This is a genomic window from Citrobacter sp. LJND-P06 (genome assembly GCF_058188415.1).
On the sequence record NZ_CP187317.1, the window covers coordinates 3487940 to 3504377 of the forward strand.

General features: G+C 55.0%; 12 protein-coding genes. 3 read left to right on the forward strand and 9 right to left on the reverse strand.

Annotation, left to right across the window (positions count from 1 at the left end):
* Positions 1-50: 50 nt before the first annotated feature.
* Positions 51-632 (forward strand): ACP phosphodiesterase, encoded by a 582-nt coding sequence (gene acpH / locus ACO7SM_RS16605; protein WP_490468439.1) that lies wholly within the window; start codon positions 51-53, stop codon positions 630-632.
* A gap of 199 nt (positions 633-831) precedes the next feature.
* Complete coding sequence (locus ACO7SM_RS16610) at positions 832-1434, forward strand: peroxiredoxin (protein WP_048212444.1); 603 nt, start codon at positions 832-834, stop codon at positions 1432-1434.
* A 49-nt stretch (positions 1435-1483) separates the two neighbouring features.
* On the opposite strand, the gene ACO7SM_RS16615 is transcribed toward ACO7SM_RS16610, so the two are convergent.
* The 5 genes from ACO7SM_RS16615 to ACO7SM_RS16635 form a co-directional block, all read right to left on the reverse strand.
* Entirely contained in the window at positions 1484-2878 is a 1395-nt protein-coding gene (locus tag ACO7SM_RS16615) for a DUF3999 domain-containing protein (RefSeq protein WP_490468440.1), read from the reverse strand.
* Positions 2875-5490 carry a DUF2339 domain-containing protein gene (locus ACO7SM_RS16620; protein WP_490468441.1) on the reverse strand — a complete coding sequence of 872 codons (2616 nt, stop codon included), beginning with the start codon at positions 5488-5490 and terminating at the stop codon, positions 2875-2877. The genes ACO7SM_RS16615 and ACO7SM_RS16620 overlap by 4 nt, the downstream gene beginning before the upstream one ends.
* 145 nt (positions 5491-5635) lie before the next feature.
* Positions 5636-7504 (reverse strand): amidohydrolase, encoded by a 1869-nt coding sequence (locus ACO7SM_RS16625; RefSeq protein WP_490468442.1) that lies wholly within the window; start codon positions 7502-7504, stop codon positions 5636-5638.
* A 21-nt stretch (positions 7505-7525) separates the two neighbouring features.
* Complete coding sequence (locus ACO7SM_RS16630) at positions 7526-8074, reverse strand: antibiotic biosynthesis monooxygenase (protein WP_203358696.1); 549 nt, start codon at positions 8072-8074, stop codon at positions 7526-7528.
* Between the two features lie 49 nt (positions 8075-8123).
* Entirely contained in the window at positions 8124-8765 is a 642-nt protein-coding gene (locus tag ACO7SM_RS16635; RefSeq protein WP_203358697.1) for a hydrolase, read from the reverse strand.
* Between the two features lie 273 nt (positions 8766-9038).
* On the opposite strand from ACO7SM_RS16635, the gene ACO7SM_RS16640 reads away from it, so the two are divergent.
* Positions 9039-9941: a LysR family transcriptional regulator gene (locus ACO7SM_RS16640; RefSeq protein ID WP_490468443.1), complete on the forward strand. Its 903-nt coding sequence runs from the start codon at positions 9039-9041 to the stop codon at positions 9939-9941.
* Here the strand turns inward: ACO7SM_RS16640 and malZ are convergent.
* From malZ to phoR, 4 genes are all read right to left on the reverse strand, one after another.
* Positions 9935-11752: a maltodextrin glucosidase gene (malZ, locus tag ACO7SM_RS16645; protein WP_490468444.1), complete on the reverse strand. Its 1818-nt coding sequence runs from the start codon at positions 11750-11752 to the stop codon at positions 9935-9937. The genes ACO7SM_RS16640 and malZ overlap by 7 nt on opposite strands.
* A gap of 182 nt (positions 11753-11934) precedes the next feature.
* Positions 11935-13308 carry a proline-specific permease ProY gene (proY, locus tag ACO7SM_RS16650; RefSeq protein ID WP_490468445.1) on the reverse strand — a complete coding sequence of 458 codons (1374 nt, stop codon included), beginning with the start codon at positions 13306-13308 and terminating at the stop codon, positions 11935-11937.
* A gap of 82 nt (positions 13309-13390) precedes the next feature.
* The gene (gene brnQ, locus ACO7SM_RS16655; protein WP_490468446.1) at positions 13391-14710 is read right to left on the reverse strand and encodes a branched-chain amino acid transporter carrier protein BrnQ; all 1320 of its coding nucleotides are present in this window, start codon (positions 14708-14710) and stop codon (positions 13391-13393) included.
* A gap of 408 nt (positions 14711-15118) precedes the next feature.
* On the reverse strand, positions 15119-16414 hold the full coding sequence (phoR, locus tag ACO7SM_RS16660; protein WP_490468447.1) for a phosphate regulon sensor histidine kinase PhoR: 1296 nt from the start codon (positions 16412-16414) through the stop codon (positions 15119-15121).
* Positions 16415-16438: the final 24 nt, after the last annotated feature.

Genomic DNA, 16438 nt, shown 5'->3' on the forward strand with positions numbered 1-16438 from the left:
GCCGGGGCGTTCTCCCTGCAACCTTTACCCCTCTGGATGAACATTAAACCATGAATTTTCTTGCTCACTTACATTTGGCTTATCTCGCCGAAAGCTCACTTTCCGGCAATCTGCTGGCCGATTTTGTGCGGGGGAATCCGCAAGCGAACTTTGCGCCTGATGTGGTGGACGGTATTTTTATGCATCGTCGCATAGACGTGCTCACCGATAATCTGCCGGAAGTGAAAGAGGCAAAAGAGTGGTTTCGCCCCGAAACCCGGCGCGTCGCGCCCATTACGCTCGATGTAATGTGGGATCACTTCCTGTCGCGTCACTGGGCGCAACTCTCCCCGGACTTCCCTTTACAGGCCTTTGTGGGTTACGCCCATGCCCAGGTCAAGATTATCCTGCCGGAATCGCCGCCGCGTTTTGTGAATCTGAATAACTACCTGTGGTCACAAAAGTGGCTGGAGCGTTACAGCGATATGGATTTTATACAGGATGTCCTGAACGGCATGGCCAGTCGTCGCCCTCGTCTTGATGCCCTTCGCGACTCCTGGTACGACCTGGATACCCACTACGATGCCCTGGAAGCGCGTTTCTGGCAGTTTTATCCGCGCATGATGGCGCAGGCCAGGCAGAAAACGCTCTGATATCAACAGATATCAGTAGGTCGGATAAGGCGAAGCCGCCATCCGGCAATTTTCCCGCGGCTACTTACCGGCCCTGCGGGGATATTGATAGGTAAAAGCTCACTGAACGATTGTCAGCGCCTCTTTGTCTTATTGCCGAACACTCTCTATACTGGCCCGCGTTGCGTTCCAAAAACCCTTAACTTTGCAGGAGAATTATATGGTACTGGTTACTCGTCAGGCTCCGGATTTCACAGCAGCTGCGGTACTGGGTAGCGGTGAGATTGTTGATAACTTCAACTTCAAACAGCACACCAACGGTAAAACGACCGTTCTGTTCTTCTGGCCGATGGATTTCACCTTCGTTTGCCCGTCAGAACTGATCGCGTTCGACAAACGTTATGAAGAATTCCAGAAGCGCGGCGTTGAAGTGGTTGGCGTTTCTTTTGACTCTGAATTTGTCCACAACGCATGGCGTAACACCCCTGTCGACAAAGGCGGCATCGGTGCAGTGAAATACGCAATGGTTGCTGACATCAAACGCGAAATCCAGAAAGCCTACGGCATCGAGCACCCGGAAGCGGGCGTGGCGCTGCGTGGTTCTTTCCTGATCGACGCGAACGGCGTTGTTCGCCACCAGGTGGTTAACGACCTGCCGCTGGGTCGTAACATCGACGAAATGCTGCGTATGGTTGACGCGCTGCAGTTCCACGAAGAGCACGGTGATGTTTGCCCGGCGCAGTGGGAAAAAGGGAAAGAAGGGATGAACGCCTCTCCGGACGGCGTTGCAAAATACCTGACCGAAAACGTCTCCAGCCTGTAATTGGCATGAATTAAGAAAAGGCTCGCCACGGCGAGCCTTTTTTATTGTGTTACGCCGCGTCGCCCTTCTTCACTTCACGCCAAATTCGCCACGCCATTGTCAGCAGCACCGCCACGCCAAGAATTAACGCTCCCCAGACCAGCACTGTTTTCCACAGACGCTGTTGTTCAGCCGCTGAGGTCGCCGTTAACCGTTCTTCGCCGCCCAGAACCACGCGGGTATGCGGATTAACCTGCGGCAGAGCGTCAATCTTCTGCCTTTCACCCAGCGCTTTCGGGATCAGCATATCCATGCTGACATCCGCCTTGACTGCCGCCCCGTTTCCCCACGCCAGTATGTAAGGACTTGTCCCCTGGGCATTGAAAATCACCTGATAGCTATCGCGAACGCCCCTCACCACCGGGAGTGTCTCCGGTAATTTGGCATTCAGGGTAGTCATGCGAACCGCCTCGACCAACGCACCAGAGAGGGGAATATTGTCAGAAAACTGCCCATCCAGCCAAAAGAGTACCGTCTTACTCAACGGTCGCCATGCCTCTTTTTCGCTGCTACGCCACTCCAGCTCAACCGGTAAGATCCCTTTATTGTCCAGAAGGATATCCAGCGCCGTCAGCGGTTGGGGATGATCCCATCGCCAGATTGCCTCAGCGGGTGAAACTTTACTGCCACGGGCATTCAGCAAGACGCGCTCGGCGGCAGGCGGATTGGAGTCGGTGAGTGCACTCACGCCATTCAGAACCAACGCCGGGCTTTGCGAATCCAGGACAACCAGCAGATAAGCGATGCTATCCGCTGACAGCGTGATGTCGGCACGAAGGGTATCGATTTTCAGTCGATCATCGCCACGCCTGAGATCCATAAGCTGCGAGGCTTCCTGAAGCTCATCCCAACGATGCAAGTCACGACTGTAATACACCGAGGCTTTCCCCTGCCAGTTTACCGCAGGATTGCGCCAGTCCAGGCGCAACCGGGAAATCTGTAGGGATCCCACGCCATTTTCCGGCAGCGTCAGCAGAAAACTTTGCCCAATCTCTTTGACATCGTCGCTCTCAAAGTGGATTTCCAGCCCGCTTTTCGAACGCAGCAGCACCGTCTGCGTACCGCTATCGTCATTCGGTTTCATCGGGACAGACGGTGCATCAAACGCAAAGAGTCGAAGCGGAACGGCTTTTGGCTCCGTGGCCTGCGATTTCTGCACCTCAAGCGCGAAAGGCACCACGTCGCCCTGGCGGTTAAACACGCGCACATCGCGTAAATCCGGCCAGGCGCTGGTGGCATAGACTTCCATTGGGAGCGGAACGCGATACCAGGGCGATTCCCCGGTCGTTTCAAGCGTCATCCCCACCGCGTAATCCTGCGGCATCTCCGGCGCCTCGTCACGGCTGAACGCCGGGAACGCCATCCCCACCAGGACGCTCCATAACACCCCTTTCATCCCTTTCATTTTTCGTCTCCTGCTTTGGGCGGTAACGGTGAGAAGTACCCCACGATCAAGACCAGAATCGCCACGCCAATAAAGGCGACGGCGCGTGCTAACCCGCCGCCATTCGCACTGTCCACCAACATCAGTTTAAGGATAACGATGCCCAGAAAAGTCGCGCCACAAAACCACTCCCGTCGCGAACCACGTCGCGTTGCGCGGATCATGACAATTAACGCCGTGAGCATCCAGAACAGGGCAAAACAGGTCTGAATCAAACGTGAATGCCACAACGCATCACTGCTCCACATGACGTCGCCATACCACGACAGCGCGCGCATCAGCGCCCCGTTCAGCCACCAAAACGCCAGCGCTGCCAGCGCAACCAGCCCCCATGAACGGTACGCCGCTAACGGCGCAGGTAATACGCGAAGAGCGAAACGAACAAGAATGTACAGACCCAACAATGCGAAGGCCGCCCCTTCTTCAAGCGGGTTAACCCCCGGAATGTAACGCTGATGGAGAACCACGCCATCTTCCAGATTCGCCAACAGCAGATACAACAGCAAAATAACCGCCAGCGGCGCTAAGGCGACCGCGCCATACAAAACCGGCCAGCATGTGAACGGCCACAGTTTGCGGCGCAGCGCCGTATGTACCAGCAGGATAACTACCCCGCCCGCCGCCATCATCAGACCGCTGCGCCAGGCGTCCATTCCCCACGGCAATGCCTGGGTGAACCAGAATAATTCCATGGCGAACGCCAGTACGGTCATCCAGAACAGAGAAAGATGCAGCGCCTGCGAGAGCCGAGGCAACAAACGTGGACTATCGCGATACAACATAAGCACCGCGCAAGGCAATGCCACGCACCACGCCAGATTTTGCCAGCCCGCGGCAAAAATCTGCTGCCGGTCAATTTGATACATCAGCAACGACAGCATGGCGGGCCACAGCAGCCACTGGCTGTACCCCAGCTCTCGCCATGCAAATCGCACGCTGAGATAACGCCAAAGCATGCACGATACGGCGATCAGCGCCAGCGCGCCAAACCACTCAGAACCTGAGTCTTCGAGCATCAGTTGTGATGCGCCCACCATGGCGACAATCCAGAATGCCACGCCGCCCGCCAGCAGCGCCCAACTGATCTGGACTTTCTCACTGCGCCACAGCCACGCCCCTGCCAGCCAACACAAACTCAGCACCGAGAAGATCGTCATCACCGACAGCGCCGCGGCATTTTCTGCCAGCGCCCAGCCCCCGCTGACCACCGCCAGCAGCATCAATGCGGTGCCGCTGTAGCTCATCCGCCGCTGTTGTTGCTGAATACCCAGCCACAGCACGCCCACGCCTTCGAGCGCCCAGGCCATCGCCGTCCAGCGCGCGGAAAGCGCCAGCGGGATGGCCAGCGTGGCAAATGCCCCGCCAAGCGCCAGCGCCGCCAGCGCCAGTGGACGTCCCATCGACGGAAAACGGCGTAATGCCAGCCACGCCAGAACCATGTAGAAACCGCCAAATCCCAACGCGCTGATAGCCGGGCCATATTCCAGATGCTCAGTCATGGCGTATTGCATGCCAAACCCAATCACCGGAGGCGCAAACACCAGCACGCCGTCAATAATCCGCTTGCCCTTCTCCTGCGCCCGCAGCGAGAGCGCCACGCTCAACACGCCAAAAATAAGGATGTTGGCAATCAGGAAAAGCTGGCAATTGAGCCAGTACTCAGGCCGGTAATCACTCAGCCCCCACAACCCCCCGACGCCGAAGGTAAACAGCAGCCCCAGCAGATTAAGTTCGCGCCAGTGCTGCCAGATGCTGATGGCGAGAATGCCGAGCGAAAGCAAGAGGTAAAACGAGAACAACGCGACATAGTTGCCGCTCCCGGTGGAAAGCAGCAACGGCGCGAGATAACCGCCGATACTTGCCAGCATCGCCAGGCTCAGCGCTTTTTGCAAAATCGCGAGCCCCACGCTTGCCGCGCAGATGAGCACCAGCAGTGCAAACGCCAGCGTGAGCGGCAACATTTGCCACAGCCGGAATGCGCCAAAGACGGTCAAATAAAGCGCGCCGGTCGCTCCCCCTTGCAGAATTAAGGCATAGACGGGCTGTTTGTGCCGCAAACGCCAGCCTACCGCGAGCAACACCACCGCAAACAGCGCCGCCGCCGCAAGACGCAGCTCAAGGGGAAACAGGGAATGCTCAACCGTATAGCGCAGCAGGAATGATAAACCGAAGAAGAGCAGCAAAATCCCCAGTTTGGCCAGCGGATTTCCCTGCATAAACCAGCGCGCCAGCGAAGAGAAAACGCCGCCAAACGCAGAGGGCTTCACCGGTTTCACTGGCAGCGGTTCGGATTTTTCAGGCAGGACGAGGGAGAGCGGAGGCCGTTCAGACACCGATGCGGCGCCAGTAACTATCGTCTCCGGCTCCGGTTCTTTCGCAATGACAGGCTCAGGTGTCGCCTGTTGAACCGGCGCAGTGTCCGCGCCACGCTGTTCAAGCTCCTCCACCCGTCGGCGCAGAATGGAAAGTTCATATCGGAGCACGGAGGTGCGATTCAGCGCGACAATCGCCAGTATCGGCACCACCAGTCCAAAAAATAAAGCCAAGCAGCCAAGGATTACAAAATCATCCATGTTTCCACCTTCACTGTACAAGATGCGCGTAGATTGGCACACAATGTTGCATTTGTGCCATCCCTGTAAGCTAAATGAAAACAATTCTAGAAAAAATCAGCGGATTTTGCCGGATGTACGTAAGCGCCATCCGGCATGTCGAGCATTAAAATGCGAAGCAGGAGCAGCCAAGTACGCCCCAGAAGGCCTGGTCATCTGACACCGGGATCCCCGATTTACGCGCTAAATCGTGCTGATGCCCGTGAACGCCACAGCTACCACAACACTGGTGCATCTGGACAATGGCCCCTGTTTTAGCGGCGGCGGGCGGCGCTAAACGGTAGTGGCCAGGGACGTTCACCACCGGCGACCAGTCCGGCACTACCGGGATCGCAGGCGGCGCCAGCGGCGTGAACTGTCCCGCGGCGTAGACCACTTTGCCGTCGACAATCGTCATCACCGACTCAATCCCTTTGATCTCCTCTTCCGCCACGCTGAAGTAATCTTTCGACAGCACCACCAGGTCGGCAAGTTGTCCCTGTTCAATTCGCCCTTTTTTCCCCTGTTCGCTGGAGAACCACGCGCTTCCTGCCGTCCACAACTCCAGCGCCACGTCACGCGGCAGACGGTTGTTATCGTCATACATTGCCGTCCCCCCGACAGTACGCCCGGAAACCAGCCAGTACAGCGCCGTCCACGGGTTGTAGCTGGCAACACGCGTTGCGTCAGTGCCGAGTCCGACGGGAACGTCCGCCGCCAGCATTTTTGCCACCGGTGGCGTGTGTTTTACCGCCTCTTTGCCGTAGCGATCGATAAAATACTCGCCCTGGAAAGCCATCCGGTGCTGCACGGCAATCCCGCCGCCCAGCGCTTTAACACGCTCAATGTTGCGTTCGGTAATGGTCTCAGCATGGTCGAAGAACCAGTGCAATCCGTTGAACGGGATATCACGGTTGACCTTTTCAAAGACATCCAGCATACGGCTGATGGATTCGTCGTAGGTGGCATGCAGACGGAACGGCCAGCGATGTTCGACAAGATGGCGCACCACGCGCTCCAGCTCATCTTCCATTCCTTCAGGCAGATCCGGGCGCGGTTGCAAAAAGTCTTCGAAATCCGCCGCCGAAAAGACCAGCATTTCCCCTGCGCCGTTAGCGCGATAAAAATCGGTTCCTTGACCCGGTTTGAGCATGTCAGTCCAGCGCTCAAAGTCCCCCAGTTCTTGCTTCGGCCGCTGGGTAAACAGGTTGTAGGCAATGCGTATCGTCATCTGATGGTTGGCGTGCAACTGCTCAATAATCTCGTAATCTTCCGGGTAGTTCTGGAAGCCGCCGCCCGCGTCGATGGCGCTGGTCAATCCCAGACGGTTCAGCTCGCGCATAAACTGTCGGGTCGAGTTTACCTGCATCTCCAGCGGTAACTTCGGCCCTTTTGCCAGCGTCGAATACAGGATCATGGCGTTCGGTTTGGCAACCAGCATCCCGGTTGGGTTACCGTTGCTGTCACGGACAATCTCGCCGCCGACCGGGTCGGGCGTCGCTTTGGTGTAGCCCACCGCTTTCAACGCCGCCCGGTTGAGCAGCGCGCGATCGTAAAGATGCAGCACAAACACCGGTGTGTCCGGCGCCGCCTCGTTCAGCTCCTCTAACGTCGGCATGCGGCGTTCCGCGAACTGAAACTCACTCCAGCCCCCCACCACGCGAACCCACTGCGGGGATGGCGTTCGATCTGCCTGATCTTTTAGCATACGCAGCGCGTCCGCCAATGACGGCACGCCTTCCCAGCGTAATTCCAGGTTGTAATTAAGGCCGCCGCGAATCAAATGCAGGTGGGAGTCGTTTAAACCGGGGATCACCGTGTGACCTTTTAGATCAACAATTTGTGTCCCGTCAGCGGCAAAACTCATGATCCTGTCATGAGTGCCGGTCGCCAGAATTTTTCCGTCTTTGATCGCCACGGCCTCCGCCTGCGGGCTGTGTCGGTCAAGAGTATGGATTTTTCCGTGCGTCAGAATAAGTGTGGCAGTTTGAGACATAACAATCTCCTGAAAAACCGATCAGGCTTTTTTCAGCCATCCGGCAAACAGACGGGTTACGATGGGCATCCAGAGCCAGACCACCAGCGCAACCACACAGGCATCATTAATCAGATGCAATAGCATTGACCCCTTCAGTGCGGGAAGGATCATCCCGGTTATCCACGGCACCAGATTGGTGCTGGGAAAAATAACCAGCAGGGTTATCAGAAACTGTTTCCAGCGCAGCGGCTGACGGACGTGAGGCGCAGGCGGCGTAAACCAGAACGCCGCTTCGGTGCGGACTTCCGTTTTATCACCTTCCGCCAGCAGCGGGGCGATTTCTTCCACCAGTACCCGACGCGTATCCGACTGGGTCCAGTTGTAGAGATGCTCGAGGGTGTCGAAACGAATAATGATGTTCCACAAAGTTTGTCCGTCAGCGGGACGAATTACGTTGGCCCCCAGATGCCCGGGAAACTCCGCCGCCACCGGCATGATTTTCCCCAGCCATTGCTCATAGCGCTCTGCCTGGTTGGGCTGCAAAGTATGGGTAATGACCAGCGTCACGTGTTTATTTTGTTGCGCCATGGAAGGTTCCTTGCACAAGGAGAATGGCGGGATTGCCCCGCCATTGGCATCACGCTTTGCGTTCAGGCGCGCCGTGCACCAGGGTGTAGGCGTAATCTACGCCCATGCCGTAGGCGCCGCTGTGTTCACGCACCAGATCCATGACGGCGTCATAGGTTTCTTTACGGGACCAGTCGCGCTGGTATTCAAGTAGCACCTGCTGCCAGGTCACAGGAACCGCGCCGGCCTGCACCATGCGGTCAATCGAACGTTCATGCGCGTCAACAGAAGTACCGCCGGAGGTGTCAGTGACCACATACACTTCGTAACCCGCTTCCAGCGCCATCAACGCCGGGAATGTCAGGCATACTTCGGTCCACAACGCAGAGATAATCAATTTCTTACGACCGGTCGCTTCTACCGCTTTCACGAACGCCGCATCTTCCCATGAATTCATTGAGGTACGTTCAATGGGTTTCACATCAGGATGTACCGCCAGCAATTCTGGCCAGATATAACCACTAAAACTTTTCGTTTCAACAGAAGTATAAATGACCGGAACTTTAAATATCTTCCCGGCTTTCGCTAACGCAACGGTATTATTTTTGAGAGTTTGACGATCAATATTTGCCACGCCAAATGACATTTGCGGCTGATGGTCAATAAAAATAAGCGTAGAATTGTCAGGATTAATGAGTTCCCGAATAGACATATCACACCTTCTTAATCAATAAGTTAAAAGGTGACGGTCTGTAACTTCCGTCAGTAGTAAGATCCTGAATCAGAAAGCTTGTTGAGTATAGCGGGAAATTTCTAATGAGTTATTAAAGAAAACTTACCATTCGATGACGATAATAATTTCGTATTAAGTAAAGTCGCAGTCTTCATCAAAAAATTTACAGATTCCGCTCTAAAATATTCACTGGCATTGTTTTTCTCTCTTCGGTACAACTGAGTTGTTTAATTTTCAGGATATTTTCAGCCCATGCGAATCAATCTGGACGTTTTGCTTATCCTCGACGCACTCGACAAACATGGCTCATTTGCCGCCGCGGCCGAGTCACTTTTTAAAACCCCGGCAGCACTCAGCTATATGATTCAGAAGCTGGAAAATGATCTCAATATTGAGCTACTCGACCGTTCCGGTCACCGGGCGAAATTTACCGACACCGGACGGATGATGCTGGAAAAGGGACGATTACTGCTCAGTGCGGCAAAAGACCTGGAAAAGCAGGCTGTTCAGTTAAGTTCTGGCTGGGAAAAAGAGCTGGCTATCGCGCTCGACGATTCGTTTCCTTTTGAGGCGTTACTCCCGCTCATCGAGGCTTTCGACGCGCTCAACAAGCAAACGCGCCTCAATTTTACCCATCATACGCTGGCAGGTTCCTGGGAGGAGCTGACGCATAATGGCGCGGATATTATTCTCGGCGCCATCAATGAGCCGCCCACCTCCGCCGCATGGTCGTACAAAATGCTTGGCACGCTGGATAATGTGTTTGTCGTCGCCCCTTCACACCCACTGGCAAGCGCGTCGGATGCGTTGACCAACGAGCAACTTTGCCTGCATCGGGCGGCGGTGATCAGCGACAGCGCCCGCTATTGTCAGCCGCTACAATCCAATTTGATGGATGAACAGGCACAAATTCGCGTCGACAGTTTTAGCAGTAAAGTCACGCTGTTACGTGCGGGTATCGGCTGCGGCTTCCTTCCCCGGCATATCGCCAGACCGTGGCTTGCCTGTGGTGAACTGGTCGAAAAATCCGTGATTTCATTTCGTGAAAAGGACGTGGCCTACATGGCATGGCGTAATCACAGCGACGGTCTTGCACAGCGCTGGTGGCGTGAAGCGTTACTCACCAGCACTGAAATCGCAAAACTGTATCAGTGACTGACCCACACGGAAGCAGAAATGGCCGGCAGGCTGAGAATATCCTCCGCAAGCTGACCTTTCCCTTCATGGCATTGCCATGAAGTCACATTGAGCAGCGGCGAATCGGCTAACACCACTTCGCAGGCCTCGCCCCGGTTAATCGCCACCAGCACCCGCTGCTGATGTAAGACCCGGACAAAGACCACCACATTGTCTTCGGCATAAATGACCTGGCAGCCACCATGACGTAGCGCCTGGCTGCGGTGACGCAGTTTCGCCAGCCGTTGGTACAATGCCAGTAATTCACCATCCTGTTTTTCTGCCTGCCACGGGAAGGGCTTACGACAGAACGGATCGTTATTGCCATCCAGCCCCACTTCATCCCCGTAATAGATACAAGGGACGCCAGGCCAGGTAAACAGCCAGACCACCGCCAACGGCAAACGCGCCACATCTTTGCCTAACAGAGACTTAAAGCGGGCGGTATCGTGGCTGTCGAGCTGATTAAACATGCGCAACTGCTGTTGGTGCGAGAGACTGGCGCGATAGTTGTCCATCCAGGCCATACAGGTCTGGGCATCGATATGCTGCGGATCGTAAGAAATATCGGTATTGGCGAGAAATCCCCAGAGCGGAAAGGTAAAACCGCGATAGTTCATCGCCGCATCTTCGACATCGGCCTGTAGCCACTGGCGCGCATCGCCAAAGTGCTCACCCACAATATAGGCCTCTGGCTGCGTCTCTTTTGCCGCCTGCGTAATGCCAGCGACGTGCTGAAGATTATTACGCGCGCCGCCGCCTTCACCCAACATATGCACCACATCCAGACGCCAGCCGTCCATATTCCACGGCGCTTTGAGCCAGTGCCGCACGATGCTGTCCTCGCCCCGGTAAATTTCATTCACCAGCGTTTCGGACTGGAAATCCAGTTTTGGCAAACTCGGATACCCCAGCCAGTCCAGCGCCACGCCGTCTGTCGAGAAGTGATACCAGTCACGCCACGGCGACTCCGGATTATGACACGCACCGCCGGTGCCCCGGTTATGTCTGTCAAACCAGGCATGTGAATCGCCGCTGTGGTTAAACACGCCATCCAGTACCAGCCGCATACCGTGGCGCTGCGTATTATGCCGCAGACGCAGCAACGCCTGATCGCCGCCAAACTGCGGATCAACATGACGATAATCTTCGGTGTCGTATTTATGCACGCTCGGTGCGGTAAAAACAGGATTCAGGTACAGCGCCGTCACGCCCAGCGTTTTCAGGTACGGCAGTTTTTCACTAATGCCGTCCAGATCGCCGCCATAGAACGTGGATCCCCCCGCCTGCGCGGTGATCGGCGCGTCCCAGTCACACAGCACGATATCCTGCCCGGCGGCATGATGATAATAGACATTGTCCTGATCCGCGCTGCGTGGCTGACTGCGGGCAAATCTGTCGGGGAATATCTGATAAAAAATCTGATCGGCAACCCACTGCGGCCCCGTATCGGGCGCGTCTATCGCGAACTGTTCCAGCCGTGCGGGCGGGAAGCGGCTAAAGCCTTGCGGCGTAAACCAGCACTGGCGATCGTGCCAGAGCAGTTTAAAACTGTAGCGTCGACGGGGTTGTCCGTCAGAGAGATCAATCGCCGCGCGCCAGGCCGTGATGCCGGGCTGTGGCTGCGTACGAAGCGGGTGCATGACCAGCGAAATTTCTTCGTTGTCATTCTCTGCGCGTAGCGTTACGCGTTGAGGAGGATTTTCCCCGCGCAACCATAACGTAATGGCCAGTTTATCTTTGTTTTGCTTAACAAATGGGGCAACCGGAAGGTGCCAGGCGTTCAACATCACGTATCCCCTTTGATGAAAATAAAGTCACCTTGCCATAGCGCAATGCAGGATAACTCATCATCTTACTGTTTATTGGGGGAGGAGCCAGGGGGAGGAGATTTCGCCGCGCGGCGCTACGCGTATCCGGCCTACCTGCTGACAAGTAGACCGGATACGGCAACGCCGCCACCGGGCAAAAATTACTGCGCTTGTGCCAACTGACGATCGTAACGACGTTTAAACATCCAGCCAACCAGCAGCAGCGCAATCCACGCGAAACCGACGTACAGCGAGATACGCGTCTCCGGATGGTAGCCGATAAGCGCGATGATAAAGACCAGGAAGATCAGTCCCACAACGGTGGTTGCCACGCCGCCAGGCACTTTAAATTTCAGCGCCTTGATCTCATCCGGCGACAGGCGACGGCGGAAAGCAATCTGCGACAGCAGGATCATAATCCACACCCACACCGTGGCGAAGGTCGCCAGCGACGCAATCACCAGGAAGACGTTTTCCGGCATGATGTAGTTCAGCCAGGCCGCAAACAGCAGCGCAAGCGTCATCACCAGCACGGTGACCCAGGGAATACCGCGACGCGAGGTTTTGGCGAACACTTTCGGTGCGCTCCCCTGCTCCGCCATACCGTGCAGCATACGCCCCACGCCAAACACGTCAGAGTTGATGGCGGAAAGCGACGCCGTCAACACCACGAAATTGAGGATACTGGCCGCAAAAGCGATACCCAGATGCTGGAACGTCAGCACAAACGGACTCCCGTTGGTGCCCACCTGATTCCACGGATAAATAGACATAATGACGAACAGCGTACCGACATAGAACACCAGAATACGCATCGGAACGGAGTTGATAGCACGTGGAATCGACTTTTCCGGGTCTTTCGCTTCCCCGGCGGTGATACCAATAATCTCAATCCCGCCGTAGGCAAACATCACCATTTGCAGTGACATCACCATGCCCAGCCAACCGTTGCTAAAGAAGCCGCCGTGACTCCACAGGTTATGGATCCCGGTCGGTTGCCCGCCGTTGCCAATACCCCAGATAATGATGCCGAAACCGGCGGCGATCATGACAATGATGGTGGCAACTTTAAAGAACGAGAACCAGAACTCCAGTTCACCGAACACCTTCACGCTCATCAGGTTGACGGCGCAGATAATCAGCACCACGCTGAGAACCCAAATCCAGTGCGGTACGGCAGGGAACCAGACGCCCATATAGATGCCAAATGCCGTCACATCCGCGATGGCCACAATCAGAATCTCAAAACAGTACGTCCAGCCAGTGATGTACCCGGCGAGAGGGCCAAGGTTCTCTTGCGCATAGCGTGAAAACGAACTGGCAGAAGGGTTGTGCACGGACATCTCGCCCAGCGCGCGCATAATGATGTATGCGGCTACCCCGCCAATAATGTAGGCCAGCAGCACACTGGGGCCGGCCATTTTGATGGCATCTGCCGAGCCATAAAATAATCCGGTGCCAATTGCTGAACCCAATGCCATAAAGCGAATATGCCGGGTGCTTAGCCCACGCTTTAGCTTGTTATTACTTTCCATTGATTCCTAACCCATCAACACAATAAAAAAACCACGGGGCCATCAAAAATAGCCCCGTGGTTAAAACATACTGTCAGTGAATTTAGTGAGCGTTTGAAGTCACTTGTCGACCCGCTGCACGATCCCAGATAATCGCCAGGACCACCATCACGACTGTTGGCATCAACCACGCCAGCCCTTGTTCCGCCATTGGCAAACGTTGGGTCCAGGCCGGTAATACGTCACCAATTGCCGATGCTTTAATACCGTCAAGGATACCAAAAATCAGGCTGATAAACATCGCAGGTGCAATGACGCGGGAAGAATTATGCCACCATGAGCGGGTAAAACTTAATACAACCAGTGCGATACATGGCGGATAAATCGCCGTCAGCACCGGAATAGAGACCTGAATCAAGTGGCTGAGACCCAGATTCGATACCACCATCGAGAAGCCGCCGAGGATGAACACCAGCGTACGATAAGACAGTGGAACGTATTGCGCGAAGAACTCAGCGCACGCACAGGTCAGGCCAACCGCCGTCACCAGACAGGCGAGGAAAATCAGCCCTGCCAGCATCAGGCTACCCGCACCACCAAAGGTGTGCTGCACGTAAGCATGCAGGATTGCCGCGCCATTAGCAGACTGGTCAACCAGAATCGCGCTGTCTGACCCCAGACGGAACAACGCGAGATACAGCAGGGTTAACCCTACGCCCGCCATCAGACCCGCCCACACGGTGTAACGCGTCAGTAAACGCGCTTCCGTCACGCCACGAGAACGCGCGGCGTTAACAATGACGATACCAAAGACGATCGCGCCCATCGTATCCATGGTCAGGTAGCCGTTTACAAAACCATTCGAGAACGCCGATTTTTGGTAGGCCTCCATCGCATCGCTGATCGGGCCTGCTGGCCAGACAATCGCAGCAACAGACAGCACCGTCAGTGCAATGATCTTCAGCGGCGCCAGGAAGTTGCCTACGGTATCCAGCAATTTACCCGGATAGAGCGACACCAGAATGACAATGGCGAAGTAGACCACGCTGTAGATAAACAGCGGCAGCGGGGAGTTACCGGTCAACGGCGCAATCCCTACTTCAAAGGAGACGGTCGCCGTACGCGGCGTCGCGAACAGCGGGCCGACGGCCAGATAACATACGGTGGCCAGCAGGAGCCCTGCTACTTTGCCAATTGGCGAACTCAGGCTGTCTACACCACCACCGACTTTCGCCAGCGCGATAATCGTAAGAACCGGCAAGCCAACCGCAGTGATAAGAAAGCCGAGTGCCGCAGTCCAGACGTGCTCGCCTGCCTGCAGACCCACCATAGGAGGAAAAATAATGTTGCCTGCGCCAACGAACAGCGCAAATGTCATAAAGCCCAAGGCGATAATATCGCGCGATTTTAACTGATGGGTCATAAAATTTTACTGCCTGTGGATGTGGTGTTGAAAACGTTAAATTTTCTGCTTTTCCCTGGGGGACAATACAGCGGAATTTTTAATCAATTCCAGCGGGATATGCTCCCGACCTGGCGCGGCGAAGAATAGTTTTTCGATTTACCGCATGAATGCAGTCTCTATGACAGCATCTAAGGCGCAATTTAAACGCTTATAACGTTTTAAAGCAAGATGGGATCCCAAAACCAGAACAATAAACCAATATGAATATACGACTTGGAACAAAACACCATCCATAAGAAAAAGTCATGGCTAATCATGCGAACAAAAAAGCAGCAGACGTTGAAAAATTCAGCAGGTGAATATTTACCGCAAAGAAAAAAAGCCAGCATTCGCTGGCTTATGGAAAGATAATCTTACATTGCAACATTAAGCATTATTTTTGGCAATTAAACGTTCCGGCAGCACAAAACTAAACCGCGTGCCTTTCCCCACGGTGCTGTCGATAACCAATCGACTTTCGTGATGATTTAATGCGTGCTTAACAATTGCCAGCCCCAAACCGCTGCCGCCCGTTTGCCGTGAGCGCGCCTTATCGACCCGGTAAAAACGTTCGGTCAGACGTGGAATATGCTCAGGCGAAATACCAGGCCCATCATCCTCAACGCTGAACTCCACGCCCTGCGCGGCGAGCTGCCAACGTACGGTGATATGCGTCCCCGCCGGGGTGTGATTCACTGCGTTATAGACCAGATTCGAAATCGCACTACGCAACTGATCTTCATTGCCCAGCACGCAAAGCTGACTGTCAACCTCAAACGTGAAGCTGTGCTGCTGCTGACTTAGCGTTTGCGCCTCGCGTTCAACAACACGCAGCATCATCGGTACGTCAACGCGTTCATTGAGCAAGAGCACAGGTGCGGCCTCAATTTTCGACAGCGTCAGTAACTGTTTTACCAGCCCTTCCATGCGATGCGTTTGCTCACGCATTGTATGCAGCGCTTTTTCCCGCGTGGCGCCCTCCAGAGATTGCTCCTGCATCATCTCCAGATAGCCCTGCAACACAGTGAGTGGCGTACGCAGCTCATGGCTGACGTTGGCGAAAAAGTTTCGCCGCGCCCCTTCGAGCTGGTGCATTTGCGTTACATCACGCGCCACCATCAACAACTGCTTGTCGGTGTAGGGCATCACCCGAATCTCCAGATGCCGTCCGGTGTTTAACACCAAATTGATCGGTCGGGTGAAGTCGCGAGTTTTCAGATACTGCGTAAATTCCGGATACCGCAGCAGGTTGAGAATGTTTTGCCCATTGTCATCAGGCCAGCGTAATCCCAGCACCTGTTGCGCCAGACCGTTACACCAAAAGATGCCCCCGTCTTCCGTGGTCAACACCACCGCATCGGGCAGCGATTCCGCCCCGCTGCGAAAACGTTTAATGAGGTTTCCCAGTTCACGGCGGCGCTTCTTGTTACGCAACTGCATTTGATGCAGGCCGTACAGCAGCGGTTCCCAGCTTCCGCTTCCCGGCGGCGGGGTCATACTTCTGTCGACCCACAACCACCAGGAAAGACGTAATAAATTCCAGAAATGCCAGATGAGCAGTCCCGTTACCGACGCCAGTAAAAACCAGGGCAGATAACCAAAAAATACACTAAGGATGAAGGCTGGGAGGCAGCAAAGTATCAGCTCCAGCACCAGCCTTTTCCATGACAGCCGTTCCAGCACGCGTCACACTCCATTCACGATTTG